Consider the following 15,547-nt stretch of genomic DNA (forward strand, 5'->3'; position numbering starts at 1 on the left):
TTGTTTTAGGATAAACTTCTGTTCTTAATACCCCTGGGCTTGGGTTATAAATAAAACATGCGCCTTCTTCTATGAGCAACGACCCGAAAACTAATTCAGCGTTATGATTTACAGCTCTAAACTTAATCTCTCTCATTAATAATACACATCCTCTTTATATTTTAAGCCATCGAAATAGGGAGTTTCTCTAAATGTGATTGAATGGCCATAATGCTTTCGTATAAATTCCTTAAATTTCTCCATACATCTATCATCGCTTTTGTAAAAATTAACAGTATCAGTCCGATCATAAGAACCTTGGCTAGTCCAAATATACTCCTCACAATCCTCACATCCAAACCCGTATGTTTCACTCATATAATCTCCACACTCAACTTTCTAACCTGTCTGTCGTTCTCATAAACTACACCCTGAAGTGCGTCTAAGATTATCTTTATGTAGGCGTCTATGTCGGCGCGAGTTTTTCCCATTAAGATTCTTACACCAACTGGCAAACCTTTTATACGCTTTCTTTTGCCCCATTTCCATTGCGCTTCTTTTCTGATCGCTTCCTTGGCCTTTCGGTATTCATTACTCAAAATAAGAACTGTTTTCCCTTTTATCTTTGAAGTTAAATATCGTTTGTTTATAGAAACCGGCTTTGTCTTTAATTCTATTTCCCAAACATACTCCCAAACCGGATCTCTGACTTCAAAAACTATCCTCAAAGATCATTCTCCAATTTAGCCAGCTTTTGCTTGTCTTCCCAGCTTAGCTTTTTGATCTCTCGTATTCTCTTTTTAGAGTAACCGTTGAAATACATCCAGAGAGGAGAGCCTTTGAGATAAGTCATATCGTTTTATCTAACCATTCCATGATACATTTGCGGCTACAAAAATCTTTTACATATTTTATTTCTATATTGCTACTTCTAAATCCATCCCAATGATCCGCGTTTAATGTATTTAAAAAATAATGTTCATGGTTAAGATTCATAATCTTTTCGCAATTATCACAAATACATTGCTTGATTTCTTTTCTCATTAAAACGGATTCTCCTTATCAAACTTTTCCTTTTCTTCTGGAGTCATTCCTTCATAGTTAAGTGCGCGGAGTGATTCAACAGTATAGGCTGGAAGATTTGGGTTATTTTTGTATAGGTCAAAAGTTCCAGGGGGACATACATAATAATTATACCCGCCGATCTTAATCATTTCACAACCAAATTCATCTCTGTATTTTTCTTTATCCTTAAAAGCAAAATATGAATCTTTCATTTCTTTAGTTGCTTCTGTTCCATATGGCCATTTAGATTTAGGATACTGTTTTATTTTTTTCTCTTCTTGTTGCTCAGGTTCCCCTAAATACCCATCAACATCCTCATCGATTGAAAGGTTCAAAATATTCGCCAAAAGATAACGTCTATAATAAGTAATATAAATCCCTGTTTTTTGTGCGTCAGGTTGCATTGGGATAAAAATGCTAGCCCTTTCTTCAGTTTCTCCTTCCTCATGAAAAACTATACAATGCAAAATATTCCCGTCAGATTGCGCATCCATGCGATAAACTACTGAGAGCCCATTTTTATGTAAGATTGGCATTACCTTTTCTAAGATAGAAGGAAGATCGGCGTATTTATATTCTCGATTCCCCACCTGACCCTTAGAGCCTTTATTGATAACCGGAATCGCTTTTTGTGCTTCAATTAATGCTTTATGTAAGATGCTCATGCTTGCCCGTAATCTCCCTTAGTTTTCTTAAGTGCTGCCAATTCTGCCCTTAGCCCCTCATTCTCTTTGAGAAGCTTAGCGTATTCGAAATCTTGGGTTTTCATTATGAGCTTGAATCGAGTGCGCTCTTTCCATAATGCCCAAATAATCCCCCTTGCCCTTTCAGACGCCGGCTTAGATGCTTTTCTTTGGCGAACTATTTTTGCAAACGCATCTTCATGGATTTTATTATATTGTTTATCTACAAGTTGATCTAAGGCGCGCTTTTGTTGGTCTATACCAAGTCTTTCTTTTTCTTTCTCAAAATCCAAACCGTTTATTTCACAGTGGAATTTTCCAGAATACCAATCTTTATATGATACTAATTTCCCAAATGCGCTCATTTTCTCCACCTATCAATAATAGACACTGTTAACTTTCTAAGCCTCACCTGAACGCAGCCTCTGCACATACCGTATTGATACATTATAGAACGGATGCCACAGGAAGAGCAGTAGTTGGTTTCCTTAAGTTCATGCATACCAAAAGCCCTTGCAATTATTGCGATAAATTTTAGCCAATTCGGCTGCACCATTTTGTTCAATAAAATCCGCCACCAAATTGTCTACGTAGATATGAAGCATTTCCGTATCGCCACCATATTCTTCGATTAAACCCTTAAACTTAGCGATTGCTTCCTGCTCGTTCATTTTGCCCTCTTCTCAAATCTCTCTGCTGCATCTTCCATAGCAGCGTCTATCACAGCACGTTCTTTTGCTTCGTCTTTTACTACCCTATTTCTAGCTTTGAGTAACCTTTCTAGAACGGAAACAGTGACTCGGGTAACTTTTGTTTTCTCTTTTTTATTCTTCAAGATTACTCCTTATAATTACAAAACCGAATGCCCATCGGTAAACCGGGTTGGTTACTCAAATGCTGGGGATCTATCGTGAATGGCCGTGTCACATTCCTTTGGACTCAATACCCGGGCTCCAGCTTCTTTCATCTCTGTAACTATACTTTTATAAAATATTTTGTCAATACTATTTTGTTACTATTGTTACGTTTTATTAGGAGGATCTAAAAGTAGTTGCCAATCCATGCTATACTCCAAGAAATAATCATGTATATAATAATACCGGTAATAAAACCAGAGGCATATTGTGTTAATTTAGTATTATCTTCAAATCCTCTTTGATATGCTTTGTTTAATTCTCTTTGCCAGTCAGTCATTGTCTATTCTCCTAATTTCGTCCGCAATCTCTCTCAATAATTCCGCTGTCTTTGGTGCAGCGGTTTTTTCATGTAGATACGCATGCTTTAATACTATCTTAGCAGCGCGTTCTGTTCCTCTTAGGAATTCTTGGATTTGAAGAAGTTTTTGTTCTTTGTCTTCCATTATCCTACCCTCTTAATTTCCTTAAATGTCTCATTAATTCTTCTCCAATACTCAGCGGCCGCGTCGTTCTTTAATCCAGGGAGTGTTTCGTCTGGAGATTTGTTCCCAGCACCTTGAACAACTATCGTATTTCCTCTTTGGTAAATGTAATCCAGAAACGCCCACATATTGCGAGCAGCCCGGTTGGATTTATCTCTTTCGGTCCCATCCCCAAGGTCTTTCCAAACCTCATTTCGGAACATTTCGTCTATGAATAGAAAATCTACCCCGTTCAATTGTTTAAGCCACGATTCAAAGTTTTCGTCGTGGTCCATAATATCGCGGATTCTGCTTTCAGTTACGAATATTATTCCATCCGTGCTCTTGCGCTTTTTGATTAGGCGGTTATAGTTCAACATTAAAAGCGGTGTTTTACCTCGACCAGTTGGGCCTATAACTAAGAACGATTTCATGCTCTCTTCTTTTGCTATCTCTACAATATCAGGGTGAATCTTTCCTTCTTTTGCAAGCCTGCTAAATACAGCGCCGGTTACTGCTTCACTACGAGACTTTTGGTAATACGCTTCCATTTCATCTTTCACACAAAGGCACTGTTCTAGTTTTGCCGCCCAGTTTGCAGCCGCGTCTTGCTCCAATCTCCATTCTCTTTTCCAAGAAATGTATTCTGGGAGGTTCTTGTCTACATTAGCGAAGTGATCCATGTATTTCAAAAGGTTATCATCGCCGCCGGTTATTTTATCAGAAAGAATCTTAAATGCCGCATCTGATTTTTGAAACAGCCGTTTATATTCTTCCTCTGAGATTATCCTTCCTTTTGTATCAGAATAAACAAGATGGCGCTTGGTGTCTTTGCAGGTTTGGCAGGAGATCATTTTTTTTCTATTACTTCAAAAGGGCCGTGCATACAAAATAGAGTAATCTTTCTTTCGATTCTACATTTTAAATAAGCTCTATATTCATCCCAAAAATTAGGATCACAAGAAAGCATCAAATATTCATACAAGGCATCCAAATGTTTAAAAATTAAATCCATTTCATCTCTATCTATTTCAACAACCTGTTTATAATCTAAATTATTATCATTTATAATTCTAATTTTTGGATCTTCAGGTAAAGAACGAATCAAAGCTTTATAATCTTCAACTTGCTTTCTTCTTCTGTTTATCGTTCTATTTATATCAGATTTAGCATAAAAATTTACTGTAAAAAGTACAATTACAACTATTGCTATATTGATTAAAATTAATCCTCCCATCTTCTCTCACCATCCTTCCGGCATAGGGCCGATAGCTATTCCTTTGTTTTCGTATTGTTTGATTTCGAGTTTGGGGGCTGAGTCCATTATATCGCTCATTACAAAGAGTCTATCTAAGACAGCGGTAGTTAATTGAGATGGTAAAATGGGAGTTGTTTCTGCATACTGCCCTTTCCCTTTTTTCAAATATGAAATAAATCTATCCACCATTAAATTCATAAATTTCTGTATAACAATTTGTTTTTCCAAAGTAGTCGTTGGTTTTGAAAAAGTTGTTCGCTCCTCAAGGATTGTCCACAATCGCTTCACTGCAAGAGTTTCCTTAGCCCCCCATTTAGGCATATACTTATCATCTTTTACCTTTCGGAATTCTCTATGCTTTTTAAGGAAGTAATCAGATATTTCTTTATAGGGGATCTTTTCTTGTTTTGGTAGTGCCGCTTTTAATTGCTCTATTGCTTCTTTGCTACCTGATAATTTAACATCGTGGTTCATTTGTGCTTTTTCTGGTAAGCGTGTTATTTCAGGTGTTACATTACATTTCGGGCATTTTGGCGGATAACACCACGAAGTCCCATGCTTTATTGGTTCTATATAACCACAGTTATTACATTTAGCGTTCCCGCCATCTCCTAATGGGTTTATCGGGTGCATGAAACCAAGTGCCGCACTAGATGCGCTAGCATCTAAAGTCTTTTCCTCTCCTTTCTTTAAAGAAATGTCTTTATCTGTTGCTCTACCAGACAGAGGGGGGTTGCTCTGGTGGGAGGAGGGGGATACTTCTGGAGGACAGAGGGGGGTGTCTACAGGGATATCCCATACCACCGAATAGAGTTTGCTACCATCTGCCGCCGTCCCATCTTCCTTGATTGCGCCTTTTGCAATGAGTGATTTTTTGGAACGATAAACTTGGCTATCAGATATACCTGTGTTTTTTACTATGAAGGATTGAGAGAACCTTTGATCGGGAGTCTTAGTTAAACCGAGCATTCCAACAGTGCGCCGGAGCATTAAGACAAGAATCGTTATTTCAAATGTCGTGTAATCAGTGAGATTGTCTGCTATATGGTTTGGGAATTTGAACCAGTTTTCGGTAGGTGTTTGTATTGCCATTTGTCCTCTCTTTAGAGGAGCAGAAAATAAAAAAGGCCCCAAGTAGGCTCCGGAGAGAGAGTCCGGAAACCACTTTGAGCCTCATTTACTTACTCTCTCTCAGTAAGTTTGCCAGAGCTTATTTTATATCGCGTCTGGTCAACGATACCATACTAATAGGAAATCCCTCAGGATTTACAGAAAGTATTCTTATGTCCCATCTATTATAATGTCAAGGAGAATTTGGGTGTTTTTTGAGGTTCCTTTATGATTTTATTTCTTCTTTGTTCAGTTATTGATTTTTCTATTTCTATGAATCTAGATTTTCTTTTTATATTATAATGATCTGATAGCAATTTTCCTATTGATGCACCACATGAACATATAAACTGTGCCGCTCCAGTTGGGTTAAGTTCAGAAATTCGCACAAGCTCTAAATTGCAACATGGGGATCTTAATTCAGAAATCACTGTGTAGGATTTACCAAATTTAACTTTATTACGCTGATTATTCTGGCCGCTATCATCTATGCAAAAAACTCTCACTCCTCTCCTCCTTTTAAATATGCCATGACTCTGTCGAATAGAGGGGTATCATTATCGTTTGTGTTGAATGCTTTATTTTTTAGGCCGCCAATGAATTCGATATACCAAATTGTATTGTCCACTGAATCATATCTGGATGTAATATATTTAATACTCATATTCTTCCATTTAGGATAAAGCATCTTAATCGCCGTTCTTTCACCTTCATCGTAAAACTTGCCGTATTCGTGGAATGCCCTTGCAAACTCTACTATCTCTCTGAATTGATCTAAGGTAAGGCCGGTGGTCATATTTTTATCCATTGTTCATTATGCCGTCCGTATTCGAATTTATCTTGAGATAATACTTTTCCATTTTCGGAATGCCCTCTTGTTATAGGATAATCATAAGAAATATTACCGTTTGCATAAAGATTTATACTTTCAACTTCTACATAATGGACATCCCAATAAACCACTTCAGAACCACATACTTCATATGTTGGCATGCCATAAATTTCTTTTATTTTTCTGCCTCCAAAATATGCAATTGGATCCCCAACATGCGGCTGGCCATATGGTTCACGCAAATTGAATTTCTTAATTCCATATGTAGAAAGAATTTGAATCGTATTCAGGACATCACCGTTTGAAAAATTTTCAGGTCCAAGGACTATATTCACCTTTAATTCAGAAAAATGATAAGTTGCTCCTAAAAATTTCTCAATATCGGGCATTATTCCCTTACCCATCATTTTAAGGTAGATGTCCGGCTCAGTGCTACATATAGTTATTGAACCTTTATTATAATATTTCAATAAATCATATTTAGAATATGCGGCCCCATTTGTGCGAACTCCCATTATTAATCCAGGAATTCTTTCATCTAATTTATAGCGCAATTGTTCTGTATATTTATATAAAAGAGGATCTGTATTCGATCCTGTGATATTTATTTCATAAATATTTTTTTCATTACATTCAATTAAGAATTGATCTAAATTTTTTAATGGAAATTTGTCCAAATTATTGAATGGATCTAAATCCATCATATGCTGACCAATGCAAAAATAACACGATCTATTACAAGGGCCAGATAGATGTATATTTCCGAACCAATGTTGGAAATTCTTATCAGAATTTAAACATCCCATATTTTCCTCCAATCAGAGGAGCAGAAAATAAAAAAGGCTCCAAGCGCCCGCAGAAGTTCATACTGCCAGTCAATATAGAGTGCTTGAGGCTCTGTCACTGCAATTGTAAGGAACCCATGCTTTTGAGCGGATGCTATTAGTTTAGTAAGATTATAAGCTTTCATTCTAAAACCAGATCTAGAAGCGCATTTTCATATTCAAAAAAAGTCCCGTCATCATGCCATTGATGTAATTCGTATGGTCCATTGACAAAACCTTCTGTATTCATAATACCTACAATAGGCTGATCTAACTCCGGCCTTACTGCTATTATTTCTACATCAAAGCCGCCTTTTGTTTTTACTGTTTTACCTACTAAGTGATTCATTTTAAACATCCTCCATTTTCATGCCCTATTGTCTCAATCTTACAGAATGTAGCAGTGGACGGCCGCAATCTCTTATCGTTCTGCTCTGTTATCTCCCAGATGCCCCAAGCGGTGAGAAGGAAGAATATTATGATTAGTATTGTGTCATTCATGGCATATACCTTACGGAAGCTAAGCCTTGTAAAACATATTCAAAATCTCCGCCATGAATCCAGAAAGTTCTACTAAAATTAGGAGTATAGTGTAATGTAATTTTCAATGTATCTTCATTTTCCCAAATAATCTCAAATACATCATTTGATAACAATTGATCTTTCTTCATTTCCTCGGCTCCCTTTCTATCCCGTTCACTCTGTCTATCTCTAACCATACCCACATATCCGGTTCAGTTATACCTATCCACCATAATACAAACGCCGGGCCGGAGAGGATGTTGAGAAGTATTAGTTTAAGTAGTTTCATTGTTTCAATTCCGTTCTATAATACACATCATGTCCCAGAAACTGGATTATTCCTTGAGCTAAATCCTCTAATTCATCTCTATTTAGCCTTTCTCCTGGACTTTCTGAAGGCCCCAATATTTCTATTTCAAATTGATTTTCATCTATTTCGGAAATCTTTATTTCGGGGCCATATCCTAAACTTAATGTTCTACTTATTTTCATCTCCCTCTCCTTCTCATATAATACAGATAATAGAATATATTCTGCAAGGCGTTTTCGTGTACCGGACAGTTATCGTTCATTCGTATATCTCCCGAGCGCAGAACGGACAATACATATAATCCTCCCAATATATAGGCCAAACCCAAGGAGTATAACCGCAATCAGTTTCAAAGGTCATTTGCCCGTTATCTTCTTTCCCCTCAAAAGTCCATTTACATTGTTCGCTCATTCTCCTATTGCCTCCAAAATTGCTCCTGCGATTGCGAGGTTTAGGAATGGGCTACAATGTGTATTTGTTCCGCCAATTCTATTAAACCAAAAGCCAAAATCCTCTCCACTAAAGAATAAATCATATTTTCCTATCTCTCCTGCCTTCGCAAGTAACGGCCCAGTCCATTCTGGTTCGAGGAAAGTGGGGAGTCCCGTAACGCTACCTGTAGAAGATAGCATCAATCCGGATTCTTTTGGTGTGGGCCCTATCCAAATTTCAATAATGGACCCAGAAGCAATTTTTCGAGTTTCTTTATGCCATTCCCAGATCTTTGTAGCTATTATTTCAGGAGTGAGATTAGAGGGGTTCAATCTAATATCTCCAAATTAAGTTCTTCTATTGATTTAACTTCTCCTCCGCCTTCATATTCCAAGGTTTTGGATTCTTCTATTTTGCGAATCGCTTGTTTTATATCCTTAGCGATAACTAAGAATGGATTGGCGAATGAGGAATTTTTACTTCCAAACATCACTTTAAACGGCTTCATTTCTTTTCTCCTTCTATCTTCTCACATTCAAGAGCGAGTCTTCGAATTGCAGAGCATGAATTTCGATCGAGTGCGTTCCACAACATTTGCGGGGTTAGTTTTTTGTCCGGTGGCCGACGTGCTGAAATTCTCCTACACAGTTCCGAACGTCCGTATTTATGGATAGCGGCGTTTATTACGGATAGGTAGTAGAAATGGAGGTCTTTTTGCAGACCCTCCGCTTGTTCAAAGTTTTTAATTTTCACTTAAGAATCCCGCCTATAACAAATCCTTTACGGTAAGAGGATTTGCAATAATACTCTAATTTCGCGGTTTTCTTTGGTATTGTTACCTCAGTAATTCTGGAATCCGTAAATTTACAAAGGATTGAATGCCATTTTTGGGCGGTTTTATAGCTTTCGCACTTTACTCCAACAACGTTCCCACATACATTTATTTCTAAATGAGGAATATTTAAACTTTTTAGAAGAGACTCGATTCTGGTTTGTTGCTCGCCGTTCATATTATTAATATACACTAATTTGTGTAATTTGTCAACCCCTGAGATTAAAAATCCACGTTTTTGTGTAAAAATTACTCCGGATTATGTATCTTCTTCCATGCTTCTATGAGAGCAGTGTTGAGGTTGGGGGCGGTTAAAACATCCTCCGGGTATTGTCCGTCTGCGTCGTTTATCACTTCGAAAACCCAAATTCTTCCATCGGATAGAGGACTAATGCACCATTGTCTTTCGAAAAACAACGGAAACACTGCTTTTACAAGTGCGCCCGTGAAGGAATCGTCGGTGTAGAAGTCAGGGAGTAATTCAATCCATTCTCCTAACTCATTGACGACCCATACATCGGCCGGCTCAGTATAGCTGCCATGATCCATTTCATAATCGGGGCAATGCTCCCATTTTAAAATCTCTTTAGCTACATATTCTAAATCTTCTTGTGTTGGTTGAGTCATAAGCATTTCCTAATAATATCAAGATCGAATTTTTCAACTTCAGCCTTTTTAAGATCTTCTAATGTTATCCCGTTTTGGTTCATTATATATTTTACTATACTATCATGATGCCAAGTTCTTGAGACCTCCGCTAAGGCACATGCGAACCCTCTATAAAATGCGCCGTTTTCTTTCTTTATACAAGAGGAGTGCATTTTAACTAATTCCTCTTGCGATAACTCCGAAAGTTTCATAAAAGTTCCTCCAATTTAAACTCCGCATCTTCCAATGCTTCTTCATATCCGTTCTCAAATAGAACCATATGGGAGTTGACCGTATATTGAGAGCAGCTCCGGATTAATTCTATATCCTGCTCCCTAACCTTCCGCCCCATTGCGATCAACGCCGCTTCTATTGCCGGATTCCCATTACTAAACTCTTTTGCCAATTGTTCGATGGTGGTCATTCGTCTTTCCCCATCCAATAAAGATCATCGCCTGAATCCCAATTACGGTCTATTTCAAAATCACGAATATCTTTTACTAAAACTTGGAATTGTTTTTCGTCCAATACTTGTGGGCTTAATCTTAAAGAGGCTCGTTCTCCGTAATTCAAGGCTATCTGCGGGTCTTTAAATTTTGCAGGCTCAGAGCTTGTATTTAAAGGTTGAAATCTATATTGTGTCCTTTTATTTTTTCTATAGGGGAATAGGCTTAAAAATTGGTTTTCTTTATATAGGCTCTCAGCGATTACAAAATAATCCATCTCTTCTCACTCCTCCGGTTCTTCTATAGGTCCGGCGTATTCGAAACCTTTTTCGAGTAAAAAGGGTAATCCATTTATCATAGCACAATATTGACCCTGATGCCTTTCTACTTCTACGATACGTCTAAGCCGCGGCATATCCGGATTGCGCCTCCAATACCATCCTGGCTTTACCGGAATTTCTTTAGTGTATTTCATGGGAGGGCCTCGATTCTTTTTATACAGTCCTGAACTACATTCCAAGCCTCTCCGTTGGGTTCGTATTCGTCACGCTCGGTTTTTAATTCTGCCAAAATCTCTTCTGTTCTCTTCTTACGAGAGATTGGGTCTTGATCGAGTGCGCCTTGGATATAGCCAGAAAGCCAAGTGTCTCTTTTTGAATTAAAGAATGTCTTGCGGTTTTTATGCAATTTATCATATACACCCCCGCCGATAGTTCTTATTTCCTTCTCATCCATTTTCCTTTCTCTCCTTATGATTGCGATGCCTGTTGACTAAGGAACCCGAATATAAACTCGGACGCCCCGTTGCAAGTGCCACTCAGGCATTGACCCCCGAATTTGCCGCTCGGGAGAACACGGCTCGCAGGATATTTCCCCACTTGAACGCCAGATGCCATTTTCAAAACTTAATCCTAATCATCAGCAAAGACTCGCGAATCTTAACGGCACTTGTCCGCTCTGAACTCGTCCCCAATGTTCCCCAAGAATTAACTAAGGGAACCTAAGTGACGGGGCTATGCGCCCAATCGGTAATTAATATCTTCTATTAAATATTTCCGAATATGCCTGAAAATTTTCAGATCTGCATAATCCTCGAATATTTCCTCTGCTATTAACCCGCTTCGTTTATGTGTAACCCTAAATAAAAAACACGCTCTTTTAAATGGGATATGAAATATCTCGTAATGGTAGTTCATTGGCCACAAGCTAAAGGTTTGCCATCCATATCAACTAATAGGGTCAATATACTATGACTACTTGAACGCCAGTATTTAATGCCATACACGCATACAATATGATTCGCGTGCTCTATTTCCACATACTTTGAATTCTCTTGACAACATGTAAATAAAAAGCTCAAAATCAAAACTGCCCCTAATACTCTCATTCCTCTTTCTCCTTTAAAATAATCTCTCCGCTCTCGCTCCACTCATACTGAATGCTCATTTCCGCTTCTTCTTTATCGCGCCGCTCTCTTTCAGCTTGCTCCAATTCTTCAGTGTGCCTTTCATTAGCGTCACATTCCCTGTAATACTCCCATACTTGATTTTCAAGCCAGCGGTCGTGTCGAGTGTTGCCGAAACAGCCGCTCATTTTGCCTCAATTATAGGGAATCCGAAACTTCTAGCTTGTTTGCATTCCATAATAGCATAGGCCGCCCATTCGAATCGAGCACATTCACCCCCATCAGTATTGCAACAAAAACAGTAATCGTTCTTATTAGCATGGCAAAGAACATCTTTCCTGAAATCCTTAGGTCCACTTGAACATGCACCTAAAAGCGCAACCACAACCAATAACTTTCTCATCTTACTACTCCTAAATAGTATCTCATTCCGCCGTTCTCTTTCCAAGATACTGGCCCCTCTTCAAAATGCTCTACCTTACCTTGCGTATTCCTACGAGAAGACTTGGCGGCTGACCAACCTTGTCTTTGTAAAGCCTTTAGTTTTGATCGCACCTCTGATTCAGAACGTCCTGATATTAGTTGAAAGTCTTTCATTTGCATTCCTCTGGGCTTAATTTAATTGAGGCAATCCCTCTTGATGTGTAATATACCGCTACACATAATTCCTTGTCAATATGGCGCCATAACCCAGCCGTTCCATTGCCTAATGATGAACCAACTAAAGTTTTCCAGCCACTACCTGTAGAGTAATTGTAATATTGTGGATCATTATATTCACACCCCACGATAAACAATAAAATCACTAAAATCTTTCTCATTTTCCTTCTCCATGTATTTTCTTATATAGATTGATACCATAGGTTTTGTCTTCGAGTTCGCGGGGTTCGATGTAGTAATAATTTATAAGCCCAACCTGGCCCCCAAAACGAACAATCCCATCGGAACTAAGATTATTACATATTATCAAAATATTGTCCGATCCCATCCGCTCAGGCATTTCTCGCAAAAAGTTATATGCGCTCGGTTCGTAAGATTCTAATAAATACCACCACTGCACATCGTCTATCATTTCGATTGCTTCTTTGGGGATTTGTTTAATACTTGTGAATTTCATTTTAAGATTAACTCCTCGTTCTGCCAAACGCAATCTCCAGATTCGTCGAATACATCTGCAATTGTAGATTGAGCCAAACTCACAGCTTCTTCTAAGCTTTCTATCCCGTCTTTGATTATGTTGAATTCATCAGCTACGTAATACATCTCATTATCTCCTATATTTTCCTTACACCACTCTGAGGCGGCTTTAGTTAGTGGGAATGGACTCATTTGAGCTACACTCCAAGAAAGTTCCTTTGAAAATCTCGCAGAAATCAATATCTTCCGGCTTCGTGTCTTCAGGAAGTTGTTCTACACGGTCTTCAATTACGTTAATCGGCAGAAAGCGCGGTTTCTTCTTTTCTTCGGTAAGATTAGCGCAATTTGCGAGAAGTAGAATCAAAAGTAATATTCTCATTTTAAATTACCATTTAAATAATGCATAAAAAGGCACATCCCTATAGCGGCTGCTTGGAAATAACTCCTTTCAAAAGCTGCATCATAATCCTTACTGCCAAAGAATTGATATATATAATTACCAATTACTATACCCACCAAAAATAATAACGTTTTTTCTAAAAACATTTATCCTTCTCCATGCTTTGACCATATTATTCTAACAGGTCTTTGTCAATACTATTTTTGTAACTATTGTTACTTTTTCTAACAAAAAGAACCTCATTTCTGAGGCTAAGTGGGAGATATTTTATGGAAGCGGTTTAAAGAATCGGATGTATATTTTCAATCCGACATAAGCAAGGAACGCAAGAAACACGATTACAAGCCCAGCGATTACATAGTTTACGAGAGTCACTTTCCATCTATCGGAAGCCTGCTCCGCTCTACATTCGTCTCTTTCTGTGCCTGCGCGAACAGCGTCTTCTCCATTCTGGACAGCCACTTTTCGATAAACTTGTGCTTTTGTAGAATCAGGAACTTTCGGATCATTTGCTACCTCGTCAGCGGATTCTATTCTTTGGTCAACAGACTGGCGTTCTTGAGGTGACACGCAATTGAATACGATTAGAAAACATGTATAGAAAATGAGATATTTCATTTGCGTAATAACCCTATAAGCCCTACACCTGCACCAATCCCAATTGCGGCGTCAGTCCAGCTCGTTCCAGTTAGAAACACGGAAGCTACTGAACCGATAATGACTCCGGTCCCGAGGATAGTAGAGAGAATTCCTTTTGCAGCGTTTGTTTTAAACCAGTTTAATATTTTCATCCTGTATTTCCTCCAGCGGGCAGTCAGTGTTACTGAAATAGTTCCTTGCGCTCGTCCACATTAGTTCATCCCTAAGCTTATAAGCCTCTGGGGTATTGAAAATTAATTTCAAAAGTTCATCTTTATTCATAGCATCACCAAAAAGTAAGGTTTATTGAACACTAATTCGCTTCTTTTGTAAATCTTGCCATCCCCGAACCAAGGATCAGCGGATTCATACACACCTGGAGCAGTTTGTCGTTTCAATACAATATAATGCCCGGACTTAGTAAGCTTTCCTTTATCTGTGAATAGCATTACAGCATATCCCATATTTAGGTAGTTATCTAATTCTTCCCAAGTGCCGCTTGCATAATAATACACATTACAGTTAGGGAATTCTGAGATTAGATACTGTTGGTAAGTTCTGAAATCTGCTCCAAGGCGCCCGTGTTCTCTGAAGATCTTTTGCGCCCAAGGGAACCGCTCTACTATCATATTACCAATAGATTTAGGCCCTTTGTAAGGTTCAATATCAGCGACTACTGTGTCCAAATGCTCTGGCCCCCATGAAAGATCAAACTGAGAGCCGATCATGTTTACAGAAGCATATCCACATTTAGCCGTGAAGCTTACATCTTCTATTGTGGTGCCGTTTTTTTGTGACGTGTATTTAATTGCCAAGTTTGCCCTCTAATTTAGAAATTCTAGTCTCGTGGGATTCCATTTTAGCTATTTCTTTCTTTATAGACTCCATGTCAGAGTGTATCATGCCCCAAGAATAAGCTAAAGATATGATACCCATTGCAACTGGTAGCCATCTAAGAACCTGGTCAGTCGCACTAACCCTTTTCATGGTGCAAACCCTTGGCCGCGAGCGTATGCGATAAGCGAATACCCAACGTTTCCACCTTCAGATTCAATCAGCACTCTCAAATATTGATAATCCACAACAGTTGACCCATAAATTACAGTGCCAGCTGCCACAGCCCCCCCTTGGCTTGGAATATCAATCCAGTTCCCAGCAGATGCTTCATTCCCAGGGCTTTCGTTCAATTCATAATCTGATTTAAAATCTGATTGCTGAAGCTTGAAGTTCCCCACCAAGAAAGGAGTAATAACAGCGGTCCCTTCTCCGGCCCCTATAATATCCACAGGGATCCCATCCAATGCGTTTTGATAAGAGGACGCCAGTTGAAGAAGGTCGTTCTCTATGTCGTATTGGATTACGTAGTAAGTGGTATTTAAGGCTAATCCCCCAGGCAAACTTCCAACCCCATCAATCGTCAAACGAACAGCCGCCCCTATCTCAAATAAATAAGGCGTATCAGTATGGATGGTGTCATCTGTAGGGTTAACATCTAAGTCAGCGTCAAAGGTGACAGGGTCTTCTCCTGATGCTGAAAAAACGGCATGGACTGACAACGCATTGAAATTTTCTGCTGAAAAATAGAATGCAGTGTCTACGTTTGCAGTTCCGGAATATTCTTTTTGAAAAGTTGATACAGACATTTTT

General features: G+C 38.6%; 33 protein-coding genes. All 33 read right to left on the reverse strand.

Features of this window, described 5'->3' with window-relative positions; genetic code table 11:
- Positions 1 to 353: 353 nt before the first annotated feature.
- Positions 354 to 707, reverse strand: coding sequence for a RusA family crossover junction endodeoxyribonuclease (locus LPTSP_RS19305; protein ID WP_245915638.1), 354 nt, complete (start codon positions 705 to 707; stop codon positions 354 to 356).
- Positions 704 to 832 (reverse strand): hypothetical protein, encoded by a 129-nt coding sequence (locus tag LPTSP_RS19350; protein WP_282432942.1) that lies wholly within the window; start codon positions 830 to 832, stop codon positions 704 to 706. The genes LPTSP_RS19305 and LPTSP_RS19350 overlap by 4 nt, the downstream gene beginning before the upstream one ends.
- Entirely contained in the window at positions 829 to 975 is a 147-nt protein-coding gene (locus LPTSP_RS19150) for a hypothetical protein (RefSeq protein ID WP_167396474.1), read from the reverse strand. The genes LPTSP_RS19350 and LPTSP_RS19150 overlap by 4 nt, the downstream gene beginning before the upstream one ends.
- A 47-nt stretch (positions 976 to 1,022) precedes the next feature.
- Entirely contained in the window at positions 1,023 to 1,709 is a 687-nt protein-coding gene (locus LPTSP_RS18595; RefSeq protein ID WP_108930250.1) for an ERF family protein, read from the reverse strand.
- Positions 1,706 to 2,092, reverse strand: coding sequence for a hypothetical protein (locus LPTSP_RS18600; protein WP_108930251.1), 387 nt, complete (start codon positions 2,090 to 2,092; stop codon positions 1,706 to 1,708). Before LPTSP_RS18600 ends, LPTSP_RS18595 begins: the two co-directional genes overlap by 4 nt.
- A gap of 129 nt (positions 2,093 to 2,221) precedes the next feature.
- Entirely contained in the window at positions 2,222 to 2,398 is a 177-nt protein-coding gene (locus LPTSP_RS19155) for a hypothetical protein (protein ID WP_167396475.1), read from the reverse strand.
- The gene (locus LPTSP_RS19160) at positions 2,395 to 2,562 is read right to left on the reverse strand and encodes a hypothetical protein (RefSeq protein ID WP_167396476.1); all 168 of its coding nucleotides are present in this window, start codon (positions 2,560 to 2,562) and stop codon (positions 2,395 to 2,397) included. Before LPTSP_RS19160 ends, LPTSP_RS19155 begins: the two co-directional genes overlap by 4 nt.
- A gap of 206 nt (positions 2,563 to 2,768) precedes the next feature.
- Complete coding sequence (locus LPTSP_RS19165) at positions 2,769 to 2,921, reverse strand: hypothetical protein (protein ID WP_167396477.1); 153 nt, start codon at positions 2,919 to 2,921, stop codon at positions 2,769 to 2,771.
- Positions 2,914 to 3,087: a hypothetical protein gene (locus LPTSP_RS19170; protein ID WP_167396478.1), complete on the reverse strand. Its 174-nt coding sequence runs from the start codon at positions 3,085 to 3,087 to the stop codon at positions 2,914 to 2,916. The genes LPTSP_RS19165 and LPTSP_RS19170 overlap by 8 nt, the downstream gene beginning before the upstream one ends.
- Positions 3,087 to 3,959 (reverse strand): ATP-binding protein, encoded by an 873-nt coding sequence (locus LPTSP_RS18605; protein ID WP_108930252.1) that lies wholly within the window; start codon positions 3,957 to 3,959, stop codon positions 3,087 to 3,089. The genes LPTSP_RS19170 and LPTSP_RS18605 overlap by 1 nt, the downstream gene beginning before the upstream one ends.
- Positions 3,956 to 4,342 (reverse strand): hypothetical protein, encoded by a 387-nt coding sequence (locus tag LPTSP_RS18610; RefSeq protein WP_108930253.1) that lies wholly within the window; start codon positions 4,340 to 4,342, stop codon positions 3,956 to 3,958. The genes LPTSP_RS18605 and LPTSP_RS18610 overlap by 4 nt, the downstream gene beginning before the upstream one ends.
- Positions 4,343 to 4,348: 6 nt before the next feature.
- Positions 4,349 to 5,497, reverse strand: a complete 1,149-nt coding sequence (locus LPTSP_RS18615) for a hypothetical protein (RefSeq protein ID WP_167396479.1) — start codon at positions 5,495 to 5,497, stop codon at positions 4,349 to 4,351.
- Between the two features lie 478 nt (positions 5,498 to 5,975).
- Complete coding sequence (locus LPTSP_RS18625) at positions 5,976 to 6,269, reverse strand: hypothetical protein (protein WP_135354762.1); 294 nt, start codon at positions 6,267 to 6,269, stop codon at positions 5,976 to 5,978.
- Positions 6,266 to 7,009, reverse strand: coding sequence for a hypothetical protein (locus LPTSP_RS18630; protein ID WP_135354763.1), 744 nt, complete (start codon positions 7,007 to 7,009; stop codon positions 6,266 to 6,268). The genes LPTSP_RS18625 and LPTSP_RS18630 overlap by 4 nt, the downstream gene beginning before the upstream one ends.
- Positions 7,010 to 7,271: 262 nt before the next feature.
- Complete coding sequence (locus LPTSP_RS18635; RefSeq protein ID WP_108930258.1) at positions 7,272 to 7,478, reverse strand: hypothetical protein; 207 nt, start codon at positions 7,476 to 7,478, stop codon at positions 7,272 to 7,274.
- A gap of 148 nt (positions 7,479 to 7,626) precedes the next feature.
- Positions 7,627 to 7,848 (reverse strand): hypothetical protein, encoded by a 222-nt coding sequence (locus tag LPTSP_RS19055; RefSeq protein WP_135354764.1) that lies wholly within the window; start codon positions 7,846 to 7,848, stop codon positions 7,627 to 7,629.
- Positions 7,849 to 7,936: 88 nt separating this feature from the next.
- The gene (locus LPTSP_RS18640; protein ID WP_108930259.1) at positions 7,937 to 8,143 is read right to left on the reverse strand and encodes a hypothetical protein; all 207 of its coding nucleotides are present in this window, start codon (positions 8,141 to 8,143) and stop codon (positions 7,937 to 7,939) included.
- A 225-nt stretch (positions 8,144 to 8,368) separates the two neighbouring features.
- Positions 8,369 to 8,725 carry a hypothetical protein gene (locus LPTSP_RS18645; RefSeq protein ID WP_108930260.1) on the reverse strand — a complete coding sequence of 119 codons (357 nt, stop codon included), beginning with the start codon at positions 8,723 to 8,725 and terminating at the stop codon, positions 8,369 to 8,371.
- Complete coding sequence (locus LPTSP_RS18650) at positions 8,722 to 8,901, reverse strand: hypothetical protein (protein ID WP_108930261.1); 180 nt, start codon at positions 8,899 to 8,901, stop codon at positions 8,722 to 8,724. The genes LPTSP_RS18645 and LPTSP_RS18650 overlap by 4 nt, the downstream gene beginning before the upstream one ends.
- A 573-nt stretch (positions 8,902 to 9,474) precedes the next feature.
- On the reverse strand, positions 9,475 to 9,852 hold the full coding sequence (locus tag LPTSP_RS18665; RefSeq protein ID WP_108930264.1) for a hypothetical protein: 378 nt from the start codon (positions 9,850 to 9,852) through the stop codon (positions 9,475 to 9,477).
- 229 nt (positions 9,853 to 10,081) lie between these two features.
- Positions 10,082 to 10,297: a hypothetical protein gene (locus tag LPTSP_RS18675; protein ID WP_108930266.1), complete on the reverse strand. Its 216-nt coding sequence runs from the start codon at positions 10,295 to 10,297 to the stop codon at positions 10,082 to 10,084.
- Entirely contained in the window at positions 10,294 to 10,596 is a 303-nt protein-coding gene (locus LPTSP_RS18680) for a hypothetical protein (RefSeq protein WP_108930267.1), read from the reverse strand. The genes LPTSP_RS18675 and LPTSP_RS18680 overlap by 4 nt, the downstream gene beginning before the upstream one ends.
- Before the next feature lie 194 nt (positions 10,597 to 10,790).
- Positions 10,791 to 11,054, reverse strand: coding sequence for a hypothetical protein (locus LPTSP_RS18690; RefSeq protein ID WP_108930269.1), 264 nt, complete (start codon positions 11,052 to 11,054; stop codon positions 10,791 to 10,793).
- 648 nt (positions 11,055 to 11,702) lie between these two features.
- Positions 11,703 to 11,912, reverse strand: a complete 210-nt coding sequence (locus LPTSP_RS18700; protein WP_108930271.1) for a hypothetical protein — start codon at positions 11,910 to 11,912, stop codon at positions 11,703 to 11,705.
- A gap of 211 nt (positions 11,913 to 12,123) precedes the next feature.
- Positions 12,124 to 12,321, reverse strand: a complete 198-nt coding sequence (locus LPTSP_RS18710) for a hypothetical protein (protein ID WP_108930273.1) — start codon at positions 12,319 to 12,321, stop codon at positions 12,124 to 12,126.
- Positions 12,318 to 12,545, reverse strand: coding sequence for a hypothetical protein (locus tag LPTSP_RS18715; protein WP_108930274.1), 228 nt, complete (start codon positions 12,543 to 12,545; stop codon positions 12,318 to 12,320). Before LPTSP_RS18715 ends, LPTSP_RS18710 begins: the two co-directional genes overlap by 4 nt.
- Positions 12,542 to 12,841, reverse strand: coding sequence for a hypothetical protein (locus LPTSP_RS18720; RefSeq protein ID WP_108930275.1), 300 nt, complete (start codon positions 12,839 to 12,841; stop codon positions 12,542 to 12,544). Before LPTSP_RS18720 ends, LPTSP_RS18715 begins: the two co-directional genes overlap by 4 nt.
- The gene (locus LPTSP_RS18725; RefSeq protein WP_135354765.1) at positions 12,838 to 13,053 is read right to left on the reverse strand and encodes a hypothetical protein; all 216 of its coding nucleotides are present in this window, start codon (positions 13,051 to 13,053) and stop codon (positions 12,838 to 12,840) included. The genes LPTSP_RS18720 and LPTSP_RS18725 overlap by 4 nt, the downstream gene beginning before the upstream one ends.
- Before the next feature lie 183 nt (positions 13,054 to 13,236).
- Entirely contained in the window at positions 13,237 to 13,407 is a 171-nt protein-coding gene (locus LPTSP_RS19175; RefSeq protein WP_167396480.1) for a hypothetical protein, read from the reverse strand.
- A 121-nt stretch (positions 13,408 to 13,528) separates the two neighbouring features.
- A complete protein-coding gene (locus LPTSP_RS18730) occupies positions 13,529 to 13,879 on the reverse strand; it encodes a hypothetical protein (RefSeq protein WP_108930277.1) in 351 nt (116 codons plus the stop codon).
- Positions 13,876 to 14,052 (reverse strand): hypothetical protein, encoded by a 177-nt coding sequence (locus tag LPTSP_RS19180; protein WP_167396481.1) that lies wholly within the window; start codon positions 14,050 to 14,052, stop codon positions 13,876 to 13,878. The genes LPTSP_RS18730 and LPTSP_RS19180 overlap by 4 nt, the downstream gene beginning before the upstream one ends.
- Before the next feature lie 126 nt (positions 14,053 to 14,178).
- Positions 14,179 to 14,628: a hypothetical protein gene (locus LPTSP_RS18735; protein WP_135354766.1), complete on the reverse strand. Its 450-nt coding sequence runs from the start codon at positions 14,626 to 14,628 to the stop codon at positions 14,179 to 14,181.
- 255 nt (positions 14,629 to 14,883) lie between these two features.
- A complete protein-coding gene (locus LPTSP_RS18745; RefSeq protein ID WP_108930280.1) occupies positions 14,884 to 15,543 on the reverse strand; it encodes a hypothetical protein in 660 nt (219 codons plus the stop codon).
- Between the last annotated feature and the right edge of the window lie 4 nt (positions 15,544 to 15,547).

Source organism: Leptospira johnsonii, assembly GCF_003112675.1.
GTDB classification, from domain to species: Bacteria; Spirochaetota; Leptospiria; order Leptospirales; family Leptospiraceae; genus Leptospira_B; species Leptospira_B johnsonii.

What these genes read in the sequence shown, in the direction of transcription:
- LPTSP_RS19350 (WP_282432942.1), bottom strand. Translation starts at nt 832, where the DNA reads ATGACTTATCTCAAAGGCTCTCCTCTCTGGATGTATTTCAACGGTTAC.
- LPTSP_RS19150 (WP_167396474.1), bottom strand. Translation starts at nt 975, where the DNA reads ATGAATCTTAACCATGAACATTATTTTTTAAATACATTAAACGCGGAT.
- LPTSP_RS18595 (WP_108930250.1), bottom strand. Translation starts at nt 1,709, where the DNA reads ATGAGCATCTTACATAAAGCATTAATTGAAGCACAAAAAGCGATTCCG.
- LPTSP_RS18600 (WP_108930251.1), bottom strand. Translation starts at nt 2,092, where the DNA reads ATGAGCGCATTTGGGAAATTAGTATCATATAAAGATTGGTATTCTGGA.
- LPTSP_RS19155 (WP_167396475.1), bottom strand. Translation starts at nt 2,398, where the DNA reads ATGAACGAGCAGGAAGCAATCGCTAAGTTTAAGGGTTTAATCGAAGAA.
- LPTSP_RS19165 (WP_167396477.1), bottom strand. Translation starts at nt 2,921, where the DNA reads ATGACTGACTGGCAAAGAGAATTAAACAAAGCATATCAAAGAGGATTT.
- LPTSP_RS19170 (WP_167396478.1), bottom strand. Translation starts at nt 3,087, where the DNA reads ATGGAAGACAAAGAACAAAAACTTCTTCAAATCCAAGAATTCCTAAGA.
- LPTSP_RS18605 (WP_108930252.1), bottom strand. Translation starts at nt 3,959, where the DNA reads ATGATCTCCTGCCAAACCTGCAAAGACACCAAGCGCCATCTTGTTTAT.
- LPTSP_RS18610 (WP_108930253.1), bottom strand. Translation starts at nt 4,342, where the DNA reads ATGGGAGGATTAATTTTAATCAATATAGCAATAGTTGTAATTGTACTT.
- LPTSP_RS18625 (WP_135354762.1), bottom strand. Translation starts at nt 6,269, where the DNA reads ATGACCACCGGCCTTACCTTAGATCAATTCAGAGAGATAGTAGAGTTT.
- LPTSP_RS18630 (WP_135354763.1), bottom strand. Translation starts at nt 7,009, where the DNA reads ATGATGGATTTAGATCCATTCAATAATTTGGACAAATTTCCATTAAAA.
- LPTSP_RS18635 (WP_108930258.1), bottom strand. Translation starts at nt 7,478, where the DNA reads ATGAATCACTTAGTAGGTAAAACAGTAAAAACAAAAGGCGGCTTTGAT.
- LPTSP_RS19055 (WP_135354764.1), bottom strand. Translation starts at nt 7,848, where the DNA reads ATGGTTAGAGATAGACAGAGTGAACGGGATAGAAAGGGAGCCGAGGAA.
- LPTSP_RS18640 (WP_108930259.1), bottom strand. Translation starts at nt 8,143, where the DNA reads ATGAAAATAAGTAGAACATTAAGTTTAGGATATGGCCCCGAAATAAAG.
- LPTSP_RS18650 (WP_108930261.1), bottom strand. Translation starts at nt 8,901, where the DNA reads ATGAAGCCGTTTAAAGTGATGTTTGGAAGTAAAAATTCCTCATTCGCC.
- LPTSP_RS18665 (WP_108930264.1), bottom strand. Translation starts at nt 9,852, where the DNA reads ATGACTCAACCAACACAAGAAGATTTAGAATATGTAGCTAAAGAGATT.
- LPTSP_RS18675 (WP_108930266.1), bottom strand. Translation starts at nt 10,297, where the DNA reads ATGACCACCATCGAACAATTGGCAAAAGAGTTTAGTAATGGGAATCCG.
- LPTSP_RS18680 (WP_108930267.1), bottom strand. Translation starts at nt 10,596, where the DNA reads ATGGATTATTTTGTAATCGCTGAGAGCCTATATAAAGAAAACCAATTT.
- LPTSP_RS18690 (WP_108930269.1), bottom strand. Translation starts at nt 11,054, where the DNA reads ATGGATGAGAAGGAAATAAGAACTATCGGCGGGGGTGTATATGATAAA.
- LPTSP_RS18700 (WP_108930271.1), bottom strand. Translation starts at nt 11,912, where the DNA reads ATGAGCGGCTGTTTCGGCAACACTCGACACGACCGCTGGCTTGAAAAT.
- LPTSP_RS18710 (WP_108930273.1), bottom strand. Translation starts at nt 12,321, where the DNA reads ATGAAAGACTTTCAACTAATATCAGGACGTTCTGAATCAGAGGTGCGA.
- LPTSP_RS18715 (WP_108930274.1), bottom strand. Translation starts at nt 12,545, where the DNA reads ATGAGAAAGATTTTAGTGATTTTATTGTTTATCGTGGGGTGTGAATAT.
- LPTSP_RS18720 (WP_108930275.1), bottom strand. Translation starts at nt 12,841, where the DNA reads ATGAAATTCACAAGTATTAAACAAATCCCCAAAGAAGCAATCGAAATG.
- LPTSP_RS18725 (WP_135354765.1), bottom strand. Translation starts at nt 13,053, where the DNA reads ATGAGTCCATTCCCACTAACTAAAGCCGCCTCAGAGTGGTGTAAGGAA.
- LPTSP_RS19175 (WP_167396480.1), bottom strand. Translation starts at nt 13,407, where the DNA reads ATGTTTTTAGAAAAAACGTTATTATTTTTGGTGGGTATAGTAATTGGT.
- LPTSP_RS18730 (WP_108930277.1), bottom strand. Translation starts at nt 13,879, where the DNA reads ATGAAATATCTCATTTTCTATACATGTTTTCTAATCGTATTCAATTGC.
- LPTSP_RS19180 (WP_167396481.1), bottom strand. Translation starts at nt 14,052, where the DNA reads ATGAAAATATTAAACTGGTTTAAAACAAACGCTGCAAAAGGAATTCTC.
- LPTSP_RS18735 (WP_135354766.1), bottom strand. Translation starts at nt 14,628, where the DNA reads ATGATCGGCTCTCAGTTTGATCTTTCATGGGGGCCAGAGCATTTGGAC.
- LPTSP_RS18745 (WP_108930280.1), bottom strand. Translation starts at nt 15,543, where the DNA reads ATGTCTGTATCAACTTTTCAAAAAGAATATTCCGGAACTGCAAACGTA.